The sequence below is a fragment of the Allobosea sp. NPDC055353 genome (assembly GCF_053644975.1).
In genome coordinates, this window is record NZ_JBSHMC010000001.1 from 1,222,739 (window position 1) to 1,245,804 (window position 23,066).

21 protein-coding genes are annotated in these 23,066 nt (G+C 67.4%); 13 read left to right on the plus strand and 8 right to left on the minus strand.

Annotated elements, in window-relative coordinates; all coding sequences use genetic code 11:
• Positions 1–16 precede the first annotated feature (16 nt).
• On the plus strand, positions 17–1,546 hold the full coding sequence (locus tag ACWIEX_RS05600) for a malonate--CoA ligase (RefSeq protein ID WP_454032108.1): 1,530 nt from the start codon (positions 17–19) through the stop codon (positions 1,544–1,546).
• 206 nt (positions 1,547–1,752) lie between these two features.
• Here the strand turns inward: ACWIEX_RS05600 and ACWIEX_RS05605 are convergent, their stop codons facing one another.
• Entirely contained in the window at positions 1,753–2,517 is a 765-nt protein-coding gene (locus ACWIEX_RS05605) for an MBL fold metallo-hydrolase (protein ID WP_454032109.1), read from the minus strand.
• A gap of 96 nt (positions 2,518–2,613) precedes the next feature.
• On the minus strand, positions 2,614–3,207 hold the full coding sequence (locus ACWIEX_RS05610; protein ID WP_454032110.1) for an NADPH-dependent FMN reductase: 594 nt from the start codon (positions 3,205–3,207) through the stop codon (positions 2,614–2,616).
• A gap of 76 nt (positions 3,208–3,283) precedes the next feature.
• On the opposite strand from ACWIEX_RS05610, the gene soxR reads away from it, so the two are divergent.
• Positions 3,284–3,739 carry a redox-sensitive transcriptional activator SoxR gene (gene soxR / locus ACWIEX_RS05615; protein ID WP_454032111.1) on the plus strand — a complete coding sequence of 152 codons (456 nt, stop codon included), beginning with the start codon at positions 3,284–3,286 and terminating at the stop codon, positions 3,737–3,739.
• 3 nt (positions 3,740–3,742) lie between these two features.
• On the opposite strand, the gene ACWIEX_RS05620 is transcribed toward soxR, so the two are convergent.
• Entirely contained in the window at positions 3,743–4,543 is an 801-nt protein-coding gene (locus ACWIEX_RS05620) for a creatininase family protein (protein ID WP_454032112.1), read from the minus strand.
• 148 nt (positions 4,544–4,691) lie between these two features.
• Here ACWIEX_RS05620 and ACWIEX_RS05625 point away from each other — a divergent pair, with 148 nt between their 5' ends.
• The 3 genes from ACWIEX_RS05625 (at position 4,692) to ACWIEX_RS05635 (ending at position 7,571) form a co-directional block, all read left to right on the plus strand.
• Complete coding sequence (locus ACWIEX_RS05625) at positions 4,692–5,723, plus strand: ABC transporter substrate-binding protein (protein WP_454032113.1); 1,032 nt, start codon at positions 4,692–4,694, stop codon at positions 5,721–5,723.
• Between the two features lie 157 nt (positions 5,724–5,880).
• Complete coding sequence (locus ACWIEX_RS05630) at positions 5,881–6,696, plus strand: ABC transporter ATP-binding protein (RefSeq protein WP_454032114.1); 816 nt, start codon at positions 5,881–5,883, stop codon at positions 6,694–6,696.
• Positions 6,697–6,758: 62 nt separating this feature from the next.
• Positions 6,759–7,571, plus strand: a complete 813-nt coding sequence (locus ACWIEX_RS05635; protein ID WP_454033470.1) for an ABC transporter permease — start codon at positions 6,759–6,761, stop codon at positions 7,569–7,571.
• Between the two features lie 17 nt (positions 7,572–7,588).
• Here the strand turns inward: ACWIEX_RS05635 and ACWIEX_RS05640 are convergent, their stop codons facing one another.
• Positions 7,589–8,446, minus strand: a complete 858-nt coding sequence (locus ACWIEX_RS05640) for a hypothetical protein (protein WP_454032115.1) — start codon at positions 8,444–8,446, stop codon at positions 7,589–7,591.
• Positions 8,447–8,750: 304 nt separating this feature from the next.
• On the opposite strand from ACWIEX_RS05640, the gene ACWIEX_RS05645 reads away from it, so the two are divergent.
• The 5 genes from ACWIEX_RS05645 (at position 8,751) to ACWIEX_RS05665 (ending at position 13,392) form a co-directional block, all read left to right on the plus strand.
• Positions 8,751–9,896 (plus strand): MlaE family lipid ABC transporter permease subunit, encoded by a 1,146-nt coding sequence (locus ACWIEX_RS05645; protein WP_454032116.1) that lies wholly within the window; start codon positions 8,751–8,753, stop codon positions 9,894–9,896.
• A 2-nt stretch (positions 9,897–9,898) separates the two neighbouring features.
• Positions 9,899–10,729: an ABC transporter ATP-binding protein gene (locus ACWIEX_RS05650; RefSeq protein WP_454032117.1), complete on the plus strand. Its 831-nt coding sequence runs from the start codon at positions 9,899–9,901 to the stop codon at positions 10,727–10,729.
• A gap of 3 nt (positions 10,730–10,732) precedes the next feature.
• Positions 10,733–11,875 carry an MlaD family protein gene (locus tag ACWIEX_RS05655; protein ID WP_454032118.1) on the plus strand — a complete coding sequence of 381 codons (1,143 nt, stop codon included), beginning with the start codon at positions 10,733–10,735 and terminating at the stop codon, positions 11,873–11,875.
• A gap of 4 nt (positions 11,876–11,879) precedes the next feature.
• Complete coding sequence (locus ACWIEX_RS05660; protein ID WP_454032119.1) at positions 11,880–12,485, plus strand: ABC-type transport auxiliary lipoprotein family protein; 606 nt, start codon at positions 11,880–11,882, stop codon at positions 12,483–12,485.
• A 193-nt stretch (positions 12,486–12,678) separates the two neighbouring features.
• Positions 12,679–13,392: a DNA helicase gene (locus ACWIEX_RS05665; RefSeq protein WP_454032120.1), complete on the plus strand. Its 714-nt coding sequence runs from the start codon at positions 12,679–12,681 to the stop codon at positions 13,390–13,392.
• 88 nt (positions 13,393–13,480) lie between these two features.
• Here the strand turns inward: ACWIEX_RS05665 and ACWIEX_RS05670 are convergent, their stop codons facing one another.
• A complete protein-coding gene (locus ACWIEX_RS05670) occupies positions 13,481–19,624 on the minus strand; it encodes an apolipoprotein A-IV repeat region-like domain-containing protein (protein ID WP_454032121.1) in 6,144 nt (2,047 codons plus the stop codon).
• 261 nt (positions 19,625–19,885) lie between these two features.
• Between ACWIEX_RS05670 and ACWIEX_RS05675 the strand changes: the two genes are divergently transcribed.
• A complete protein-coding gene (locus ACWIEX_RS05675; RefSeq protein ID WP_454032122.1) occupies positions 19,886–20,224 on the plus strand; it encodes an Hpt domain-containing protein in 339 nt (112 codons plus the stop codon).
• Positions 20,225–20,307: 83 nt separating this feature from the next.
• Positions 20,308–20,628: a 2Fe-2S iron-sulfur cluster-binding protein gene (locus tag ACWIEX_RS05680; protein ID WP_454032123.1), complete on the plus strand. Its 321-nt coding sequence runs from the start codon at positions 20,308–20,310 to the stop codon at positions 20,626–20,628.
• Here the strand turns inward: ACWIEX_RS05680 and ACWIEX_RS05685 are convergent.
• Entirely contained in the window at positions 20,625–20,765 is a 141-nt protein-coding gene (locus ACWIEX_RS05685) for a hypothetical protein (RefSeq protein ID WP_454032124.1), read from the minus strand. The genes ACWIEX_RS05680 and ACWIEX_RS05685 overlap by 4 nt on opposite strands.
• A gap of 66 nt (positions 20,766–20,831) precedes the next feature.
• Between ACWIEX_RS05685 and ACWIEX_RS05690 the strand changes: the two genes are divergently transcribed.
• Positions 20,832–21,254, plus strand: coding sequence for a universal stress protein (locus ACWIEX_RS05690; RefSeq protein WP_454032125.1), 423 nt, complete (start codon positions 20,832–20,834; stop codon positions 21,252–21,254).
• 3 nt (positions 21,255–21,257) lie between these two features.
• Here the strand turns inward: ACWIEX_RS05690 and ACWIEX_RS05695 are convergent, their stop codons facing one another.
• Entirely contained in the window at positions 21,258–21,851 is a 594-nt protein-coding gene (locus ACWIEX_RS05695; RefSeq protein WP_454032126.1) for a hypothetical protein, read from the minus strand.
• Positions 21,852–21,862: 11 nt separating this feature from the next.
• Complete coding sequence (locus ACWIEX_RS05700) at positions 21,863–23,038, minus strand: vWA domain-containing protein (protein ID WP_454032127.1); 1,176 nt, start codon at positions 23,036–23,038, stop codon at positions 21,863–21,865.
• Positions 23,039–23,066: the final 28 nt, after the last annotated feature.

Below are 23,066 nucleotides of genomic sequence, written 5' to 3' on the forward strand. Positions count from 1 at the left end.
GAAAGGACCCGAAATCATGGGCAATCATCTCTTCGACCTGATCCGTTCGCGCATGCCGGCGCCCGACGCGCCCTTCGCGCTGCTCGATGACGGCCGGCGTTTCTCCTATGGCGACATGGTCGCGGTTTCCGCGCGCTTCGCGAACGCCCTCGTCGGGCTGGGCGTGAAGCCGGGCGACCGTGTCGCCGTCCAGGTCGAGAAGAGCTTCGAGGCCCTGATGCTCTATCTCGGCACGGTCCGGGCCGGAGCGATCTTCCTGCCGCTCAACACCGCCTATACCCCGGCCGAGATCGAGTATTTCCTGGGCGATGCCGAGCCCGCCGTCTTCGTCTGCGATCCCGCCAAGGCGCAAGCGCTGCGTCCGTATGCCGAGAAAGCCGGCGCGAAGCTGGAGACGCTCGGCGTCGGCAACGGCAGCCTGCTCGACAAGGCCAATGCCGCCTCGGCGAATTTCGCTGACGTCGCGCGCGGGCCGGACGATCTCGCCGCGATCCTCTACACCTCCGGCACGACCGGCCGCTCCAAGGGCGCGATGCTCAGCCACGACAACCTGTCGTCGAACGCGCTGGCGCTGGTCGACTACTGGCGCTTCACGAAGGGCGACGTGTTGCTGCACGCCCTGCCGATCTTCCACACCCACGGCCTCTTCGTCGCGACCAACGTGATCCTGCTCTCCGGCGCGTCGATGATCCTGCTGCCCAAGTTCGATCCCGAGCAGGTCTTCAAATACCTGCCGCAGGCCACGAGCATGATGGGCGTGCCGACCTTCTACGTCCGCATGCTTCAGGATGCCCGCCTGACCAAGGAGGCGACGAAGCATATGCGCCTCTTCGTCTCCGGCTCGGCGCCGCTCCTGGCCGAGACGCATCGCGAATGGCGCGACCGCACCGGCCACGCCATCCTCGAGCGCTACGGCATGACCGAGACCAACATGAACACCTCGAACCCCTATGAGGGCGATCGGGTGGCCGGCACGGTCGGCTTCCCGCTGCCGGGCGTCTCGGCCCGCGTCACCGATCCCGAGACCGGCAAGGAGATCGCCCGCGACGAGATCGGCATGATCGAGGTCAAGGGTCCCAACGTCTTCAAGGGTTACTGGCGCAATCCCGAGAAAACGGCCGCCGAATTCCGGCCGGACGGCTTCTTCATCACCGGCGACCTCGGCAAGATCGATCCGGCCGGCTACGTCCATATCGTCGGGCGCGGCAAGGACCTGATCATCACCGGCGGCTACAACGTCTATCCGAAGGAAGTCGAGACCGAGATCGACGAGATGCCGGGTGTGATCGAGAGCGCCGTCATCGGCGTGCCGCATCCCGATTTCGGCGAGGGCGTCACCGCCTGCGTGGTCTGCAAGCCCGGCGCCGAGATCACCGCGAAGGGAATCGCCGCGGCGCTGGAGCAGCGGCTCGCCAAGTTCAAGCAGCCCAAGCAGGTCTTCGTCGTCGCGGAGCTGCCGCGCAACACCATGGGCAAGGTCCAGAAGAACCTGCTGCGCGACCAGTACAAGGATATCTACGCCAGGCAGATGAAGGCGGGGGAATAGGCCACGCCGACAGTGACGAGAAGGCGCGGGGAACCCTCTCCTGTAAGGAGAGGGCAGGGTGAGGTGCAGGCTGTTGGAAATGAGGCGGCGGCCTGACCGCTGCTGCGGGGAGGTCGTGGCGCACTGGTCGAGCGGCCTACACCTCACCCCTACCCCTCTCCTTACAGGAGAGGGGTTCCCGCGCCTGTCGTTGTCGCCGCAAGCGCCTAAACCAGCACCGGCACGCCGAGCTCGATCGTCTCGCCATCGGCGGGAATGCGCAGGCGTCGCGTGTCGACGCCGCGTGCCTTCGCCGCCTTGCGCAAGGCCGCACGGCTGACGGTGGCGTGGTCGAGCGCCTCCATATGCGTCGCGATGATCGTCGCGAGCGGGAAGGCCTCGGCGAGATCGAGCGTCTGCTCGTCATCCATCACGATCAGCGTGTTGTCCCACATCGCCCCGCAGGAATGCGTAACGATGACGTCCGGTCCCGTCGCCGTCGCGGCATCGCGCAGCGGCGGATAGAGCACGCTGTCGCCGCACCAGTAGAGCGTCGGCTCGCCCGGCGCCTCGAAGCTCAGGCCCATCACCGGCCCCATCTTCTCGACGACCGAGCCGGTGCCGTGCTGAGCCGCATGCCGCTTCAGGATGATCGGTCCCAGCCTGACATAGCAGTCGACCGCCGTGATCGAGGAGAAGCCTGCCTGCGCGATCGCCGCCTCGTCACCGGGCCGGCAGATGACGGCCAAGTCCTTCGGGATGCGCTCCTTGGCGACCTCGTCGAAATGGTCGGCATGGAGATGCGAGACGATCACGGTGTCGACGCCGGCGAGGATGTCCTCGATCGGCTCGGGCAGGTCGACCATCGGGTTCTGCGACCGCCCCGTGAAGGAGCTGCGGCTGTGTCGCGGCCCGAAATCGGGGTCGATCAGGAAGGTCCTGCCGCCGAACTCGAGTTTCAGCGTCGCGTTGCGGAGAAGTTTGAGCTTCATATCCGTTCCTCGTCTCAGGGGCAGGCATTGTTCCGCATCCCGCCACGGTGAGACCAGTTCGGATTTGTGAAGCTCTTTCCACGTTCGCGTGACGTATCAGGCCGGTGTGAACTGGCCGTAGGGCACCGTTTCGCGTGCCTTGCGCAGCGCGCTCGCCCACCAGTGGAGCTGCGCCAACATCGTCGCCATCGCCTGTTCGGCCCGGTCGGCATGAAGCAGCGCGCCCTCGGCGTCGAAGCGGCTCCAGACATCGGCGAAGGCGACGCCGTCGCGGATCGGCGCGGCATGCAGTTCCCCGAAGACGAGGCGCAATTGCTCGACGGCGCGCAGGCCTCCCGAGATGCCACCATAGGAGACGAAGCCGACCGGCTTGCCGCGCCATTCCGGCCCGACCGCGTCGATCAGGAACTTCAGGATCGCCGGATAGCCGCGATTGTACTCGGGCGTCACCACGACGAAGCCGTCGGCCCAGCCAATGATGCTCCTGAGTTCTTCAAGTGCTGGGTGCTTGCCGCTGACATGGCGCGGCGGCAGGTCGATTTCGCCGGGATCGACGACCGCGAGGTCGAACGGGCCGTCGCCGGCGATCTGGGAGATCGCCCAGCCGGCGACCTTGTCGCAGAAGCGGCCCTCGCGGCTGCTGCCATAGATCAGGGCGAGCCTGATCCGCGTATCGACCTTCTGGTGCATGGAAACGCTCCGATTTGCTTCACGGGAGCGGGGCTTATAGAACCTCAAGTAAGGTTAAGGTCAAGAGGCGTATTCGATGGCCCGGCAGATGCGTTTGTCCGGCGAGCTCAGCGTCGGTGATGTCGCGCGCCGCAGTGGCCTCGCCGTCTCGGCGCTGCATTTCTACGAGGCGGAAGGGCTGATCCGCAGCCACCGCACGCAAGGCAACCAGCGCCGCTATGCCCGCGAGGTTCTGCGCCGTGTCGCGATCATCAAGGTGGCGCAGCGCGCCGGCATTCCGCTGAAGACCATCCGCGAGGCCTTCAAGGCGCTGCCGCAGGAACGCACGCCGACCGTCGCTGACTGGACGCGACTCTCGTCAGCCTGGAAACAGGAGCTGGAGCGCCGCATCGGCCGCCTGACGCGACTGCGCGATCAGCTCAACGGCTGCATCGGCTGCGGCTGTCTCTCGGTGCGGGATTGTCCGTTGCACAATCCGTTCGATCGCCTGGCCGAGGAGGGGCCGGGGCCGCGCCTCCTCGATCCGGAGTGAGGCTCAGCCCGCCTTGTAGAGCGTATCGAGCGGCATCCGCACGACATCCGCCATCAGGGCGGCGAAGCCCTTCGCCTGCAGCGCAGCCGTCGCCTTGCCCTTCGCAGCAGTCGCAAGGGTCGCGTCGCCTGCGGCACCGGCCGGGTTCACGTCCTGCGCCATCCAGGCGAAGGCATGCGGGCCGGTCGGGCGCAGATGGGTATAGCCCTCCTCGGCCATAGTCACCGTATGGGGCTTGAACAGCGCAGCCCGGCTCATCTCGACGAGGTCCGGCCGGAAATGCAGCATCAGCGAGGTCTCGACATCGCCGGCATGGATGCCGTGGCGGATGTCGAGTTCGCCATAGAGCCCGTCCGGCAGGCCGAAGGACATCCAGGCCGTGCAGATGGCGAGCATGCCGTGGTCGACGCGCAGCTCACGCGCCGCGATCTTCATCGGGTCGACATTGCCACCATGCGAGGTGATCAGCACGAGCTTGCGCAGGCCCGCCCGCTTCACGCTCTCGCCGATCTCGATCCAGGAGCGGATCGCGCTCTCCCAGCCGATCGTGACGGTGCCCGGTGAATGCAGGTGCTCGTTCGACTTGCAGACAGCCTGCGTCGGCAGCACCAGCACGTCGAGATCATCAGGCACCAGCGGCATCGCCTCGGCCAGCATCCCGTTCATCACGGTGGTGTCGACCGAAACCGGCAGATGCGGGCCGTGCTGTTCGATCGCCGCCAGCGGCAGCACCGCGACGGTGCGCTCCGGCGAAAGCGTGGCGAAGTCGGAGCTCTTCAGGTCGCCCCAGAAACGTGCGGTCATGATCAGGCCTGTCAGGAGCCGGTGCGATCGCCTTGTTTCTGTGCAGAAACCCGGCGGCACGGCGTTGCATTGTCCCGTCGTCCTATCGCATGGGATAAGGAGACGGGCCAGTGGCCGGGTCGGCCGCAGCGTGAGGGGAGAGAGCGAGATGACGACGATGAAATATCGCGTGAACCGGCGCGCCGCGCTCGGGCTGATCGGCGGCTCCACCGCGTCCCTGCTGATCCCGGTGCCGGGCGCGCGCGTCAACGCGCAGACGCTCGACAAGGTCAGCTACCAGACCAACTGGCGCGCCCAGACCGAGCATGGCGGCTTCTATCTCGCTGCGACCAACGGCATCTACAAGAAATACGGGCTCGACGTCGACATCCGCCCCGGCGGCCCGCAGCAGAACCCAACCCAGCTCCTGCTCGGCGGTCGCGTCGACATGATCATGGGCAACTCGCTGGAGGCGCTCAGCTTCGCCCACGAGAACCTGCCCTTCCTCTGCATCGCCTCGATCTTCCAGAAGGACCCGCAGGTCCTGATCTCGCATCCCGGCCAGGGCAACGACACGCTCGCCGATCTCAAGGGCAAGCCGATCCTGATCGCGGCGCAGGCCCGTGTCGGCTTCTGGCCCTTCCTGAAGCTGAAATTCGGCTTCCAGGACGAGCAGATCCGTCCCTACACCTTCAACATGGCGCCCTTCCTGGCGGACAAGAAGCTGACGCAGCAGGGTTTCCTCTCCTCCGAGCCCTTCGTCATCCGCAAGGCCGGCGTCGATCCGGTCGTGCATCTCCTCGCCGATGCCGGCTTCGAGAACTACAACACCACGATCACGATCTCCCGGAAGATGGTCCAGGAGAAGAAGGAGTTGGTGCAGCGCTTCACCGACGCCACGCTGGAAGGCTGGGCCGAATACATGAAGGGCGGCCCCGGCAACGCAGCCGCCAACGCCCGGATCCTGAAGGACAATCCCGACATGGATCAGGAGAAGATCGACTACGCCCTCAAGGTGATGAACGAGCGCGGCATCGTCGTCTCAGGCGACGCCAAGACGCTCGGCATCGGCGCGATGACCGATGCGCGCTGGGCGAGCTTCTACAAGACGATGAGCGAGGCCGGCGTAGTTCCGGCGGGCGTCGACGTGAAGAAGGCCTACAGCCTCGATTTCGTCAACAAGGGCATCGGCAAGGGCTGATTCAGGCTCCTGCGAGAAAGCGGGTCATCCCGGACAAGCGGCGAAGCCGCGCCGATCCGGGATCCATTCCTGAACCGTTCCGGAATGGATCCCGGGTCTCCCTTCGGTCGCCCGGGATGACACGGCGGTATTGGTATCGAGATTGGATCATCAGGCTTTGGACACGGCCTATCTAAGCACACCCACAGGCAACGCGCGCGCCACTCCGCTGGTGGCGGTTCGGCATGTCTCGAAACAATTCGCCAACGGCACGCTTGCCGTTCGCGACGTCGATCTCGAACTGGGGGCAGGGCAGTTCATCAGCCTGCTCGGCCCTTCCGGCTGCGGGAAGTCGACGCTGCTGCGCATGATCGCGGGCCTGGGCGCGCCGACGACCGGCACGATCACCTGGCCGGGCGAGACCGGCGAAGCTCAGGGCAGCGCCGGCCATGGCGCGCGCGATCTCGGCTTCGTCTTCCAGGATCCGACATTGATGCCCTGGGCCAGCGCGCTCGCCAACGTCATGCTGCCGCTCAAGCTCAAGGGCGTCGCCCGCGCCGAGGCCGAGGCGCGCGCCGCCGAGATGCTGGCGCTGGTGGGGCTCAAGGGTTTCGAGAAGTCATACCCACGCGAGCTATCCGGCGGTATGAAGATGCGGGTCTCGATTGCGCGTGCGCTGGTGATGCGACCGAAGATCCTGCTGATGGACGAGCCCTTCGCAGCTCTCGACGAGATCACCCGCCATCGCCTCAACGACGACCTGCTGGCTTTGTGGGAGCGAGAGCGCTTCACGGCCGTCTTCGTCACGCATTCGGTCTTCGAATCCGTCTATCTCTCGCAGCGCATCGTGGTGATGGCGGCGCGGCCCGGCCGGGTCATGACCGATCTATCGGTCGATGCCGCCTATCCGCGCGACGAGTTGTTCCGGACCTCCGGCGAATACGCCCATCTCTGCCGCGTCGCCTCGACCAAACTGAAGGAGGCGATCGGCTGATGAGCGCTCCTGTCGAAACGAACAGCTCCGATGGCACCGACGCTCAGGCGCTGCCCGTCGCGATGGCCGAGCCCCGCATCCTCGGCCTGCCGGCCAGCGTCTGGCCGCGCATCCTCGCGCCGCTGGTGATCGGTGTCGCCGTGCTGGCGCTGTGGGAGTTCGCGGTCCGCTGGAACGAGATCCCGCACTATGTCCTGCCGGGGCCGATCCTCGTCGGCCAGACGCTGATCGCGGACTGGGGCACGCTCTCCGGCTCGCTCTGGGTGACGCTGAAGATCACCTTCATGGCGCTGGCGGCCGCGGTCATCGTCGGCGTGACGCTCGCCGTGCTGTTCAGCCAGTCGAAATGGCTGGAGATGGCGCTGCTCCCTTATGCCGTCATCCTGCAGGTCACGCCGATCGTCGCCATTGCGCCGCTGATCATCATCTGGGCCAACGATATCGACCTGTCGCTGCTGATCTGCGCCTGGATCGTCGCCTTCTTCCCGATCCTGTCGAACACGATCCTGGGTCTGAATTCGGCCGACCATAACCTCGTCAACCTGTTCGAACTCTATGGTGCCTCACGCTGGCAGACGATGCGCTATCTCAAGCTGCCGGCGGCGCTGCCGTACTTTCTGGCGGGGTTGAAGGTATCCGGCGGCCTCGCGCTGATCGGCGCGGTGGTCGCGGAGTTCGTCGCTGGCACCGGCGGCAGCGCCTCGGGGCTGGCCTATCGCATCCTGGAGGCGGGCTACCAGCTCAAGATTCCGCGCGTCTTCGCGGCACTGGTGATGATCTCGCTCTCGGGCGTCGCGATCTTCCTGGCCACGAGCCTGATATCGCACCTGCTGCTGCACCGCTGGCACGAAAGCGCGATCCGGCGCGAGAACTGAGCTTTTGGCAGCTGAGCCTAGACGAAATAGGCGAGCTTGCGATCGGCCGGCAGAGCGTCGATCTCGCGCAGGGTGGTTTCCCGGGGGCTCGCTGTCAGGCGTGCGGGTTCCGGCTGTGCGTCGGCCGGATCGCTGAAGACGATATCGTCGTCGAGCAACGGAACGCTGGCGAAACGCGCTTCGGCCGCCACCCGGCCGGTGAACTCCAGCGGGACCGGCTCGCGGCCGCCGGTTGCGATGTCGAGATCCTGATAGTGGCGCGGCGCGGAGGAGGGAGCCGGCACGGTCATCGCTTCTGCGGTGGCAGCCATCGTCTCGAAGCTGACGCTGCTCTCTCGCGCGGCTTCGCCGAAGGCCCGCAGGCTCGAATCCAGCATGGCGATGGTGTCGGCGATCTTGTCGATGCGCTGGACCACGCTGTCGACGATGCCGATCGCCGTCGAGATTTCGGCGGCGCGGCGGTCGAGTGCGTCACAGGCTTCGTCGTCCGCCCCGGTCTCGCGCAGGCCCCAGGCGGCCTCCTGGATGCTCTCGGTCGCGGCGAGCACCGACCCGGCAGCCTTCTCGATCTGGGCGGCGAGCCCGGACGAGCGGGCCTCGGCCTTGCCGCTGATGCGTTCGAGATCGGTGCGCAGGTCGCTGATCAGCGCGGCCGCTTCGATCAGGTTGGTCTCCCGGCTCGTCTCCTGCACGCCGAGCCCGACGACCCGTTCGATCCGCTGGATCGCGCCGAGCAGTTGCAGCGTGTCCGCCTGCCGGTTGCGCTTGGCATATTCGACCATGAACCAGCGGCCACGCGCCGTCTCCATGACCGCGGCTTCGATGGCCTCGTAATCCGCCTCGGTCAATGGTGTCAGCGAGCGTGCGTCGCCCATGACGAATCTGCCTTCGAAGGACCGGCCGAATCATCAGGGCGGTCGTGACGTGATGGCCCGAGCCTGCCTTGCGATTTCTTAAGGAATCGCTGCCTGCGCCCTGTATTGGAGCAAACCGCCGGCGAAGCTGCGTTTGTTCTTCGCCTCCCGGGTCTTTGGCAACGGAGCGGAAGCTGCCGGAATGCCCGACGCTTGCCAAGTGCGCGCGGCACGGCAATACAGGGCACGGGGTGGAGGATGGTGCGGCCGGCGACGCGCGGCGGCACGGGGCCGTTTCGGCCAGGGACAGGGACCTCACGGCGAGATGGCGAGCCTCGATACCGCCGAACCGCAGGCGACCTTCCGCGATGATGCGGGCACGCTCGCGGTGGCGCTCTCGGGCTCGTGGAGCGCCGAGCGCGCGCCCCGCATCGAAGAGCTGGTCGGCGAGATCACCGAGCGCCTGAACGAGGCTCCCGGGGCACGCATCGACCTGTCGGAGGTGACGCGGCTCGATACGCTTGGCGCCTATGTTCTCAACCGCCTGAAGGCACGGCAGGAGAGGGACGGCGCAGCGGTCGAACTCGCCAGCAGCAGGCCCGAGCACGGCATCCTCCTGTCCGAGGTCCAGGTCCATGACGACGACCCTCCGAAGCCGCATCGGCATTTCAGGATCGTCGATGTCCTCGTCGATATCGGCGAGGGGGTGGTGCGCTTCGGTCGCGACATGGTGGGCGGCGCCATGTTCCTCGGCGAGGTCGTGGTCGGCTCGGCCAGCGTCGTCCTCGGCCCGCGCAAGTTCCGGGGGCCGTCGCTGGTCAACCAGATCGAGCTGATCGCCTTCAACGGCGCGCCGATCATCATGCTGATCTCGTTCCTCGTCGGTTGCATCGTCGCGCAGCAGGGCATTTTCCAGCTCCAGCAATTCGGCGCCTCCGCCTTCGTCGTGAACCTGACCGGCATCCTGATCCTGCGCGAGCTCGCGGTGCTGCTGACCTCGATCATGATCGCGGGGCGTTCGGGCTCGGCCTTCACCGCCGAGATCGGCTCGATGAAGATGCGCGAGGAAATCGATGCCCTGCGCGTGATGGGCCTCGACCCGATCGAGGTGCTGATCGTGCCGCGCATCCTCGCACTGATCATCTCGCTGCCGATCCTGACCTTTATCTCGGCGATGGCGGGGCTGGTCGGCGCCGGGCTGGTGGCCTGGCTCTATGGCGGCATCGGCGTCGATACCTTCCTCGCCCGGCTGCAATCGGTCATCACCTGGAAGCATTTCGCCGTCGGCCTGATCAAGGCGCCCTTCATGGCTTTCGTCATCGGATTGATCGCCTCGATCGAGGGGCTCGCGGTCAAGGGCTCGGCGGAATCGCTCGGCCGTCAGGTCACGGCTTCGGTGGTGAAGGCGATCTTCATGGTCATCGTCGTCGACGGGCTCTTCGCCATGTTCTTCGCCTCGATCGAGTTCTGACGATGGCGCAGCAAACCACGCCGCCTCCCGATCGGATTCAGGCACCCGGCGAGCCCGAGACCGTCATTCGCGTTCGCGACCTCAAGGTCGCCTTCGGCGACAAGGTCATCATGGATGGGCTCGACCTCGACGTGCTGCGCGGCGAGATCCTCGGCTTTGTCGGCGGCTCCGGCCAGGGCAAGTCGGTGTTGACGCGCACGATCCTCGGCCTCGTGCGCAAGCGACGCGGGACGATCGAGGTCTTCGGCGAGGATGTCGACGATCTCAACCTGCAGCAGCGCCGCGTGCTCGAGCGGCGCTTCGGCGTGATGTTCCAGCAGGGCGCGCTGTTCTCGGCCCTGACGGTCAAGCAGAACATCCAGGTGCCGATGCGCGAATATCTTCACCTTTCGCCGGATCTGCTCGACGAACTGGCTATGGTGAAGCTCGATCTCGTCGGCCTGCCGCGCGACGCTGCAGACAAGGCACCGTCGGAGCTCTCGGGCGGCATGATCAAGCGGGCGGCGCTGGCCCGCGCGCTCGCGCTCGACCCCGAGATCGTATTCCTCGACGAACCGACATCGGGGCTGGACCCGATCGGCGCCGCCGAATTCGACGACCTCATCATGACCCTGAAGCAGACGCTGGGGCTGACCGTCTTCATGGTAACCCACGATCTCGACAGCCTGTATCATGCCTGCGACCGAATCGCCGCTCTGGCGGACAAGAAGGTGATCGCGGTCGGCACGCTGGCGACGATGCTGGCGTCCGATCATCCATGGTTGAAGGCCTATTTCGGCGGGGAGCGCGCCATGGCCAGGCTGCCGGCGGGAGAGCAGGGACACAGCAGCTAGACGATGGAATCGCGCGCCAACTACGCTCTCGTCGGTCTGTTCACGCTCGCGGTCCTCGCGGCGGCTTTCGGCTTTGTCTACTGGTTCAACAGTGGCGGGACCGGGCGCAAGGAAAATGTCCGCGTCATCTTCACCGGCACGGTGACAGGGCTGGGCCGCGGATCGAGCGTGCTGTTCAACGGCTTGAGGGTCGGCGAAGTCACCAATATCGAGCTTCAACCGGACGATCCGCGCCGCATCTACGCGGTGATCCAGGTCGCCAGCACGACGCCGCTGCGCGAGGACACGCGCGCGCGCATCGAGGCTCAGGGCCTCGCCGGCGTGGTCGCGCTGCAGCTTATCGGCGGCGATCCATCTGCACCGGTGCTGATCGCCAAGCCCGGCGAGCCGATGCCGACGATCATCGCCGAGCGCTCCGAACTGCAGGACATCATCGAGACCGTGCGCAACGTCGCGCAGAGGGCCGACGGGATGCTCACGTCGCTCGACGGATTGATCAAGCAGAACGCCACGCCGATCAACAACACCGTCCGCAATGTCGAGAAGTTCTCGCAGGCGCTCGGCAACAACGCCGAGGGTCTCGACAAGCTGATGGCCGGCTTCGGCAACATCGCCGAGACGATCCAGCCGCTCTCGCAGAAGCTGCAATCGCTGAGCGAGGAGCTGACCGCCGTGGTCCGCTCGGTCGATCGCGAGAAGGTCAGCAGCATCATCGCGAATGTCGACAAGTTCACCGGCGCGCTCGGCGGCTCCAGCGCCGACGTCGCCAAGGTGGTCAAGGACGCGGCCTCGATCTCGGCCAAGCTCGACAAGGCGGCCGATCAGGTCGAGGGCGTGCTGCAGGCGGCGAAGGGTTTCCTGGAATCCGGATCTGGTCCCGATGGTCGCAGCGCCTTCCAGGAGGTCGCGGATGCCGCCAAGGCGATCCGGACGCTGGCCGACAACCTCGACAAGCGCACGGCCGAGATCACGGCCGGCATCAGCCGCTTCACCGGGCCGGGCCTGCGCGATGTCGAGTCCCTGGCCGCCGACGGCAAGAAGACCCTGACGGAACTCAACCGCACCTTGCGGAATTTCGAACGCAACCCACAGCAGTTCATCTTCGGCGGCAAGCCGCCGCTTCCCCAGTACAATGGATCCCGCTAGCGCCATGACGACCGAGGTTCACATTCCTCCGGCCCGCTGGCCTCGCCGCTTGCTCCCGGCCCTGACCCTGGCTGCGGCCGCGCTTCTCGCCGGCTGCGGCGGCGGGGCGACGCCGACGACCTTCGACCTTTCGGCGCCGGGCGGCTTCGGCCGGGTGGGCGGCTCGCGGGCGATCATGGTCGTGGCCGAGCCGACGGCGGTCCAGGCGCTCGATTCCGACCGCGTCATCGTCAAGGATTCGAGCGGAGCCCTCTCCTTCGTCGGCGGCGCGCAATGGGCGGACCGGGTTCCGGCGCTGGTGCAGGCCCGCCTGATCCAGACCTTCGAGAATGCCGGCCGGGTCGGCTCTGTCTCGGGGCCGGGCCAGCGCATTTCGCCGGACGTCCAGCTCAACACCAATATCCGCAGCTTCAACATCGATGCTGCGACGGGAACGGCTGTGGTCGAGATCACCGCCCGGATCGTCGGCGACCGCACGGGGCAGATCCAGCGGGCGCGGCTCTTCGCGGCGCGCGTGCCGGTCGGCGCCGTCGACGGGCCGGGTGCGACCCAGGCGCTCGACCGGGCGCTGTCGCAGGTGCTGGTCGAGATCGTGCGCTGGGCGCGCTGAGCGCGCCTCGCCGCAGGCCGCGATTTCCTTCGCTGCGCCTCTGCGCTAGGCTCTGATTCCGGCTCGGCCCGAGCCTCCCCCCTCCAGCCGGGGCAGCACTATCGTGCAGGGCATCTCCGACGATCCGACCACTGTCCGGGCATCACGCATGAGGAGGGATTGCGCCAGCTGCTCGCGATAGGAGGTTCACGTCATGACTTTGTCGGCCCCGATCCATGAGTTGAAGCGCAAGGCCAGGCTGCAGAGCCGCGCAGAACGCATCCCACTCCACGTCGCGCTTGATCGCATCGCGGCTCAGGAAGGTTATCGAAGCTGGAGCCTGCTCGCGGCGAAGCAGCCCGGAATGACATCCGTCCGCGCGCTCTGGCCTCTGCTGGAACCGGGCGATCTCGTCCTGATGGCCGGGCGGCCTGGGCAGGGCAAGACGCTGGCGAGCCTTGCCCTGCTGGCGGAGGCGATGCGGGCAGGGCGCCGGGGCATCTTCCTCACCCTCGAATACACGCCGGCGGATGTGCTCTCCCGCTTGCGCGCGATCAACATCGAGCCGCGTGAGTTCGCGGACCGGTTCGACTGCGATTGCTCCGATGCGATCAGCGCGGACTATATCGTCGCGGCGCTCGGCAATGCGCCGCGCGGCACGGTGGCGGTGATCGATTACCTGCAACTGCTCGACCAGCGCCGCGACACACCGGAGCTGGCGCTTCAGGTGAAGGCGCTGAAGGCCTTCGCGCGGGAGAGGGGCCTGATCCTCGTCTTCATCTCGCAGATCGGCCGCTCCTATGAAGCCTCGGGCAAGCCGTTTCCCGAGATCGCGGATATACGGCTGCCCAATCCGCTCGACCTCGCCCTGTTCGACAAGACCTGTTTCGTGAACCGGGGCGAAGCGCGTTTCCAGGCCGCGGCTTGAGCGGCCGTTCGGCGTCTTCACAGCGCCCCTGAAAAGCAAAGGCCGCCCTCTCGGGCGGCCTTTCTCGTTTCGGCCGGGAAGCGGACGCCTACTCGAAGCGCCCGCTGGCATGGGCCAGCATCGTGTAGACCTTGCCGGTCTCCGAGGTCAGGTAGGTCTTGGCCACCATCGAGTCGCGGTCGTCCTTGGCGGCTTCGCCGAGCAGGCGCTCGAACTCGTCGATATAGCGGTCGACCGTATCCTTGAACTCGGCATCGCGGCGATACTTGCGACGGATCTCGTCGAAGGTCTGCTGGCCCTGCAGCGTGTAGAGCCTGCGGGTGAAGACGTTGCGTTCACCGCGCTTGTAGCGGTCCCACAACTCGACCGCGGCGTCATGGTCGATCATCCGCGCGATATCGACGGAGAGCGAATCGAGCTTCTCGATCGAATGCGTCGTCGTCTTGCTCGGCTCCGGCTGCTTGTCCTCGCGCGAGGCGCGGGTGAGCAGGTCGGAGAGCCAGCCCGCCTTGGGCGGCTGCGCGGCCGGCTCCGGCTGGCGGCGCGGCGCGTCCTGCGCCGGAGCCGTGCGGCTCGGCGCAGGCGCCGGCTCGGCGCGCGTGTTCCCGCGTGGCGCGGCGGGCTGTTCGGGCTCGCCTGCCGTGGCATCGAGGGATGGCCGCAACAGCGGCTCCTCCGTGGCCGGGGCGGGCTGGGGCACAGGCGAGAGCACCTGGGCAGGCCGGGCCGGAGCTGCCGGGGCAGGGGCGGCAACGGCGGCGGTCACAGCCGCGGTCGCGACCGAGCGCCGGTTGGCGGCATGGTCGATCGGCAGCGAGACGTCGCCGCGCCGGCCGGCGCGCGTCACGATCTCGGTGAGATCGTTCAGCGCCTTGATCTGCTCGGCCACGACCCGGCGCATGGCCGAGGTCGATTCCTGGGCTTCCGCCGGCAGTTCGAGCACGCCGCGCTTCAGCTCGGCGCGGGTCGCCTCCAGCTCACGCTGGATGTCGCCGGTGATGCCGCGCATGTCCTGCGCCGCCTTCTGGAAGCGCTCGGTCACCTTGGCGATCTCGCCGCCGATCTCGGTCGAGACCTGGGCATAGGCCGCACGCAGGGCCTCCGCCGTGCGCTCGCGCTCCTGGCCGGTGGCGGAGCGGATCGCCTCGAACTGCTGCGCGATCGCGTTCGTCGTCGATTCCGCCGAGTCGGACAGGACCGTGCCGATCTGACGGGCCCGCGATTCCGCCGTGTTGAGGGAGTCGTCGATCAGCGAGGCGAAGGAGCGGGTGATCGCCTCGACATCGTCGGTGCGGTTGGCGATGAGCCCGTGCAACTGCTCCAGCGCCTCGCGACGCTCGGACAGCGCCTTGCCGACGCGGCCCTCGATCTGCTCCAGCCGGCCGGCGACGGCGTTGAGCGCCGCGCTGCTGGCCTGGGTCGCCTCGTTGAGCGAGGTGCCGCGATCGTCGAGCTGGCCGATCAGCGCGGTCGTCTCTCGCAGCGTGCCTTCCGAGAAGCTCTTCAGCTCGGCGATCTGCGTCGTGACCTGCTGTGAGGCCGAGCCGGCCTCGGCCATCACGGTGCCGATGACGGTCTGCAATTCGCCGACGCGGGTCGACAGGCTGTTCTCGACGGCGGCGAGGTTCTTGTTCGCGCCGTTGACGATCTGCTGCATCAGCTTGTTGGCCTCGCCGAGGCGTCCGAGCATGCCGCCGAGCTCCTCGCGAAGCTGCTCGTTGGTGCCGACCAGCGCGTCCACGGATTGCTTCGAACCGGATTCCAGCGTTTCGCGCAGGGCATTGGACGAGGCCTCGACCGCGTTGGCGATGGCCGTGCCGCGATCGCGGAGGCCGGCGACGAGGGCGTCGCCGCGGCTTTCGAGCGCACGCACCACCGTCTCGCCGACCGTGGCGAACTCGTTGGCCAGCGCTTCGCCGCGCTCGTTCAGCGCCGCGACGGCGCCGTTGCCCTTGGCGTCGAACACGGCGCGCAGGGCCTCGACGCGTTCGTCGAACGACTGGGTGAAGGTCGCGCCCTGCTGCCCGAGGGCCTCGACGAGATGGTTGCCCTTGGCGTCGAAGATGGCGCGCAGGGCCTCGGCGCGCTCGTCGAGCGACTGGTTGATCGTCTCGCCCTGGCGGCCGAGTGCTGCGACGAGACCGCTGCCGCTGGCGTCGAAGGCCGCATGCAGGGCGTTCGTCCGTTCCTCCAGCGAGGAGGCGACGGCCGCGCCCTGGCGCTCCAGCGCCGTGACGAGGCCGGCGCCCTGGCCCTCGAAGATCGCGCGCAATTGCTCGGCGCGCTGGTCGAGCGCGCCGGAGATGGCGTCGCCGCGACGGCCGAGCGCCGCGACGATGCCGAGCCCGCGATCGTCGAACAGGGTGCGCAACTGCTCGGCCCGCTCGGTGAGCGCAGCCGCGATAGCCTCGCTCTGGCCGGCGAGCGCCGAAACCATGCCACCGCCCTGGTCGTCGAACAGGGCGCGCAATTCCTGCGCGCGCTCGGCGAGCACGGAGGCGATGGCCTCGGAGCGGCCCTGCAGCGTGGTGGCGATCTCGTCGCCGCGCGTGTCGAGCGTATGCGAGACGGTGTCGAGCCGGTTGACGACGCGTTCCTCGAAGCGCGCGACGCTCTGGTCGAGCGTGTCGGCGATCTGGAGGGCACGTCCGCCCAGCGTCGCGTTGATCGTGTCGGCCTTGTCGCTGAGCGTGCGGGTGAGCGACTCGCTCTTGGAGGTGACGACCTCGCCGATCTCGTCGGCCTTGGCCGCGAGCGCCTTGGTCACCTCGCGTCCGCCTTCGGCCAGCACGCGGGCGATGTCGACCGTGCGCTCGACCAGCGCCTCGTTGAGGGCGGTGGCGCGCGAGCCGAGGCTGCCGTCGATGCGCGCGATCAGGCTGTCGAGCGTGCCGGCGATCTCGGCGCTCTTGGCGCCGGAGCGGTCCTCGAACAGCTTGATCTGGCTTTCCATCGCGTCCGCGGCTTCGCGGGTGCGGCTGGCGAGCAGCTCGGCAGCTTCCAGCGCGCGGGTCCCGGCCTTGTCGGCCAGCGCGACGCCGTCCTCGGAGATCAGCTTCTCGACCTGCGCGATTCCGGCATGGAGCGCGGTGGTGAGCTGCTGAGCATCGCCGGAGATCTTGGCGGTGAGCGTGCCGCCCTGGACGACGATCAGGTCCTCGAAGGCGCCGAGACGCGCGGCGAGCGCGTTCTCGACGTCGCGGCCCTGCGTGTCGAACAGCGCCGCAAACGCCGAGAGGCGTCCGCCGAGCGCGGTTTCGATTTCATGTCCACGCTCGTCGAAGAGCTTGGTCAGCGCGTCGTGGCGCAGTGCCAGCGCCTCGTTAAGCGCCTGCGCGCGGCCCTCGACCGAACGCAGCATCGACTCGGCATTGGCCGAGAGCGCCTCGTTCACGCGGCCGCCCTGCTGGGTCAGCGCCAGCACGATCTCGCGGCCGGTGCCGGCGAGCAGAGTGCGGGCGTCCTCGGCATGGACGGTGAAGGTGTCGCGCAGCCCTTGCGTCGCCTCGGTGACGCGGTCGGCGACATGGCGGCCGTCGACATTGATCGTCTCGGTGAGCGTGCGGGTGGCCTCGGTCATGCGGCGCGCCAGATCCTCGCTCTGCTCGCCGAGCAGGGTGTGGACCTCGCGGCCGGTGCTGACGAGGTCGCGCACCATGGTCTCGCGCTGCTCGCCGAGCAGGGAGCCGACCTTCTCGGCCGTGTCGCTGACGCTGGCGAGGAAGCCGGTCTGCTGCTGTTCGAGGGCGTTCTGCGCCGCCTCGATGCTGCCGGTGATCCGGGAGGCCAGATGGGCGCCGCGCTCGTCCAGCTGCTGGTCGATGCTGGCGCCGGTCTCGGCGAGGCGGGAGATCAGGGCGTTGCTGCGCTCCGACAGGATGCCGTGCACCGAGCGGCCGACATCGGCGACGCGGCTGGCCAGGGCCTGGCTCTCGTTGCCGAGAAGGTCCTTGATCTCGAGCCCGGCCTGCGAAACCTTGACGGTCATCGCGCCGGCCTGCTCGTCGAGCAGGGCGCTGACGCGCATGCCGGTCTCGGACAGGCCGGTGATCAGGCGCTCGCTCTCGTTGCCGACGATGGTGCCGACCTCCTGGCCGGCCTGGGTCAGGCGGCTGACGAGCAGCTCGCTCTCATCGCGCAGGCGCGTTTCGACCGTGTTGACGGCACCCGAGACGCTGGAAACCAGAGCTTCACTGCGCTCCGACAACAGCTTGGCGACATCGGCGCCGGCATTGGAGACGCGCGCGACCGTTGTGTCGCTGTGCTCGCCCATCAGGCTGGCGAGGTTGCGGCCGGCTTCGGCGACGCGCTCGACGACGCCGTCGCTCTGCTGGCCGACGAGATCGGCGAGCTCGCTGCCGGCGCTGGAGACGCGGCCGACCAGCTTCTCGGCCTGCTGGTCGAGCAGCGTGTGGACGGTCTGGCCGGTTTCGTTGAGGCGGTCGACGAGCTTGCCACCCTGATCGGTGAAGAGCCCGTTGACCTGGCCCGCGACGTCGGTGATGCGGCCGGTGAGCGCATCACCATGCTGCGCGACGGACTCGCTGAGGGACTGGCTGGCATCGTTGACGCGCAGGATGATCGCCTCGCTGCGCTCGCGCAGCACGTCGTCGACGGTGCGGGCGGTCTCGTTGAGGCGGCTGACCAGCGTGTCGCCATGCGTGCCGATCAGGCCGTGGACGTTCTCGCCGACCTCGGTGAGGCGGGTGGCGATGGCTTCGTTCTGGCGGTTGAGCAGGTTGTTGACCCCGCGCCCGACTTCGGCGAGGCGCGTCGTGACGCTCTCGCCCTCGTCGGAGAGGGCACTGCGCAGCGCTTCGCCGGATTCCGCCAGGCGTGCCTGCAGGGCCTCGCTCTGGCTCTCGATCAGCGCGACCATGCTGCGGCTGCTGACCTCGAAGCGCTCGGCCGCTTCCGTGCCGCGTGCCGAGATGTCGCGGGCGAGCGTCTCGCCGGTGTTCTTCAGCAGTTCGTTGACGGTCTCGACGCGGCCGGTCAGCGTTTCGGCGACCTGGTTGCCGGTCTCGCTGATCGCGCGGGTGACGTCCTGGGCGCCGGTGGTCAGGCCTTCGGTGAGGACGGCGCCGGTGCGCTCCAGCGAACCGGCGATTTCCTTGGCCCGGCCGTCGAGCATGGTCGAGAGATTGTCGCTGGCTCCTGCCAGCCGCTCCGAAACCTCGCCGGAGGTGATCTGGAGGCGTTCGACCAGGTCGTGGCTGCGGCCGCTGATCTCCTCGATCATCTTCTCGCCGGCGCGGCCGAGCGCCAAGGTGATCTGGTCGCCCTTGGCGCCGAGCGAACCGGTGACGCGGTCACCGGCCTGCGACACGGCTTCGGCGATGGCGCGGCTGGCGCTGTCGAGGTCCTTGGCGAGGCCGTCATGGGCGCCGCTGATCGCGATCTTGACGCGCTCGGCATTGCCGACCACGGCCTCGCGCTGGGTGACGAGCTCGTCGATCAGCGAGCGCAAACGGATCTCGTTGTCGGCATAGGCGCGCTCCAACGTCGAGATCTCGCCGCGCACGATGGTTTCGAGTTCTCCGGCACGCGCCACCGCGCGCTCGATGCCGTCGCCCATGGCGGCGACCTCGCGGCGGATGGTCTGGCTCAGCGACAATACGGAATCGGCGCCCGCCACCTCGGGCTCGGCAAGGCGCAGCGCAACCTCGGTCATGGCGCGCGAGATCAGGCGCATCTCCTGGGTGCGGCGATAGAGCGCCGCCAGGACGAAGAAGAACACGACCGGCGCGCCGATCGAGAGCGCGAGCAGCGTCCATTCGCCGATGCCGAAGCTGGCGACAGGCTCGGGCAGGCCGTTGCTGAACGAGCCGTAGCGGCCCAGCAGGACGAAGGCGGCGCCTCCCAGCCAGGCCAGCGACGACAGCGCGGCGAACCAGTAGGGCTTGCGCGACGGGCGCACGGCAAAGGCCTGGACCAGCGAGCTGGAATCGCGGCGGTCGTCATTGGCGACGCGGCTGGTATCGGGCGCGATCGCGGCGCGCGGCTGCGCCGGCTGCTGGGGAGGCGTGGCAAGGGCCGGCGGAGGCGACGCCGGAGCCGGCTCGACGCGCGGCAATTCGAGCTTCAGGTCGTTCTCGCTGGTCGAGGGCAGTCGCGGCTCGGTCTCGACCGGCGTCTCGGTGCCGTCCTTGGATTGGTCAAGGCGAAGAGCCTCTTCGATCGCCGACATCGCAGCTTCAGTGGGATCCTGGAGCTTCTTGGGTCGATTCATCGTTGCCGCCTCGTCACGCTACTGACGATGGGCGCGTACGATGCCCCCGTCGCCCCATGCCGCCTCTGGCCGGGTGAACGGAGACACTGCGCCCATCATTTACCAATTGGAAGGGTAGTGGACCCCCGGACCCTTGGAAACCCATTTGACCACGCGATTCACAAACGTCGTTAACGCCTCGTTTACCATCCGGGCGCTTCCTGAAGGGCATGAGACCGGCCCGTGCGGCCATTTGATGACCGATGTCGAAGAGTTCCTGACATGACCGAGAAGGCCATCGATTTCGCCTATCTCTCCCGCCAGACCGCAGGCGACCACGAGCTGGAGCGCGAATTGCTGGTGCTCTTCGCCCAGCAATGCGTCGTCCATCTGCGCGCCATCCACGGCAGCACCGACCGGCAGATGCGGATGGACGCCGCCCACAGCTTGAAGGGCGCGGCGCGGGCCGTCGGCGCCTGGCAGGTCGCCGAGGCTGCCGACCGAATCGAGGAGGGTCTTGCCGGGCCGGAGCAGAAGGCGAGCGAAAGCGCGCTCGATGCGCTCTCCCTCGCGGCGGCCGAGGCGAGGGCGGTGATCGCGCGCTCCGATTGCGCCGCCTGAGCACGGCTGCGGCGCGAAACCCCGTTCCGTGCCGCTTTGAAATGCTCTAAGCGGTGCCGGAGATCGCGCCGCCGGAGTTTCCCATGCCGAACATCACCTTCATCGACGCTCATGGAGAGAGCCGCAGTGTCGAGGCCGAAACCGGCTCGACCGTCATGGAGACGGCGATCCGCAACGCGATCCCCGGCATCGAGGCCGAATGCGGTGGCGCCTGCGCCTGCGCCACCTGCCATGTCTATGTCGACGATGCCTGGACCGCGACTGTGGGCCCTGCCGAGCCGATGGAGGAGGACATGCTGGACTTCGCCTTCGACGTTCGCCCGAATTCGCGCCTCTCCTGCCAGATCCGCATCCGCGACGATCTCGACGGCCTGATCGTCCGCACGCCCGAACGCCAAGGCTAGGCCTGCGCGCGGCATCGCACCGCATCCGGCATTTTGCGCTGGATCATGGCGCCGATGCTGGCAAACTCCATGATGATTGCACACCCCGCCGGGATCGGCGCGCGTTCCTCCGGGCGCGGCAACAGCGATCCAGGCATTTGTGATATCATCCGGATTCCCGAAAAGTGACGCCCATTTTTCGGTCCGATGCCTAGGAGGATGCGATGTACAGATCGATCATGGTCCCCGTAGATCTCGCCGAAGCCGAGCTTGCCCAGCCGGCGCTCGCAGCGGCCGTCTCCTTCGCGAAGGCTTCGGGCGGGAGGTTGCGTCTGGTCTATGTCCGCTCGCTCATCCCGGTCACCTACATGGAATTCGTGCCGGCCGATTTCGATTCCGAGCAGCAGGAGGATGCCGAGGCGAAGCTCGCCGAGATCGCAGCGCAGGTCGATCTCCCGGCCGAGCAGGTCTCGGCCAAGGTCCTGATCGGCTCCGTCCATGGCGAGGTGCTGGCCGAGGCCGATGCCAGCGGCGCAGATCTCATCGTCATCGGCTCGCATGAGCCCGGCATGCTCGCCTATGTCATCGGCTCGAACGCCTCGGCCATCGTGCGCCGGGCGAAATGCTCGGTGCTGGTCGTCCGCTGAGCCTCAGTTCGTCCCGCCCGGAACGAGGCTGTCGGGCACCTCGCCGGTCGCGAGTTCGCGCGGCCGGTTGAGGTTGACCAGCGGCCAGACCTGCCAGAACGAGGCGGCGATCAGCAGGATGCCGAGCAGCCCGGCACTGTTGGCGCCCTGCTGGAAGGCGCGCAGCGTGAAGGCCGTCAGCATCAGCAGCGAGAGCGCGCCGAGAGCGGCGACGCCGAGCCAGATCGGCTTCGGCCGCCCGGCGACGAAGCGGGCCCGCGGATTGGCCCGCGCGATCGCGGCCGACAGCGCCGTGACGAAGCGGTGATAGCGCGGATCGTCGCGATCGAGATCGGTGAGCGAGCGCCAGGACAGGTTGCCGAAGGTCACCGTCCGCCCGTCGCTGAGGCTGAGCTGCGTCTTGTAGCCCTTCGAGGAGATGTTGCCGGGCGCATAGACGAAGCGGACCTGCTCGACCGCGCTCAGGCGGATGCTGTCGACCCGGCGCGTCCTGTCGACCTCGAGCGTGTCGCCATCGAGCTTGTAGGCGATCTCGAAGCCCACGGGCTTCGGGCGCTGGCGCCAGCTCGGGGCAGGGCCGTCATCGTCCTCGTCCATGATCGCTTTCGTCACCGCGCCAGAACCTTCATCGCGCCATCGAGCCCGTCGAGCGTCAGCGGGAACATGCGCCCGCCCATCAGGCCGCCGATCTGGCGGATCGATTGTGTGTAGTTCCAGAGATTCTGCTGTACCGGGTTGAGCCAGACCGATTTCGGGAACTTGGTCGCCAGGCGCTCCATCCAGACCTCGCCGGCCTCCTCGTTCCAATGCTCCACCGAGCCGCCGGGCATCGCGATCTCGTAGGGGCTCATCGAGGCATCGCCGACGAAGACGAGGCGGTAGTCGGTCGGGTAGGTCCGAAGCACGTCCCAGGTCGAAATCTGCTGGTCGTGGCGCCGGCGGTTCTCCTTCCAGACCCGCTCATAGGGGCAGTTATGGAAGTAGAAATGCTCGAAATGCTTGAACTCGGCCCGCGCCGCCGAGAACAGCTCCTCGGCCAATTCGATATGCCAGTCCATCGAGCCGCCGACATCGAGGAAGAGCAGCACCTTGACGGCGTTGCGGCGCTCGGGCCGGAGCTGGACGTCGAGATAACCGTGCTTGGCCGTCTCGGAAATGGTGTTGTCGAGGTCGAGTTCCTCGGCCGCGCCGGTGCGCGCGAAGCGGCGCAGGCGCCGGAGCGCGATGCGCATGTTGCGCACGCCGAGCTCGCGCGTGTCGTCGAAATCCTTGAACTCCCGCTTGTCCCAGACCTTCACCGCCCGGAAATTGCGGTTCTTGTCCTGGCCGATGCGGATGCCTTCGGGATTGTAGCCATAGGCGCCATAGGGCGAGGTGCCGGCGGTGCCGATCCATTTGTTGCCGCCCTGGTGGCGGCCCTTCTGCTCGTCGAGCCGCTGCTTCAGCGTCTCCCAGAGCTTCTCCCAGCCCATCGCATCGATCTGGGCTTTCTCTTCGTCGGTCAGGAATTTCTCGGCGAGCTTGCGCAGCCATTCCTCGGGAATGCCGGCTTCCTCGATCGCCTGCTGCAGCGTCTCCATGCCCTTGAACACCTGGGCGAAGACGCGGTCGAACTTGTCGAGATGGCGCTCGTCCTTCACCAGCGTGGCGCGGGCGAGATAGTAGAACTCGTCGACGCGATGTTCGGCGAGATCGGCTTCCACCCCTTCGAGCAGCGTCAGATATTCGCGCAAGGTCACGGGGACCTTGGCGGCGCGCAGATCGGTAAAGAGGCGAAGGAACATGCCGCTAATGTGTGGGCATGGGGCGCCG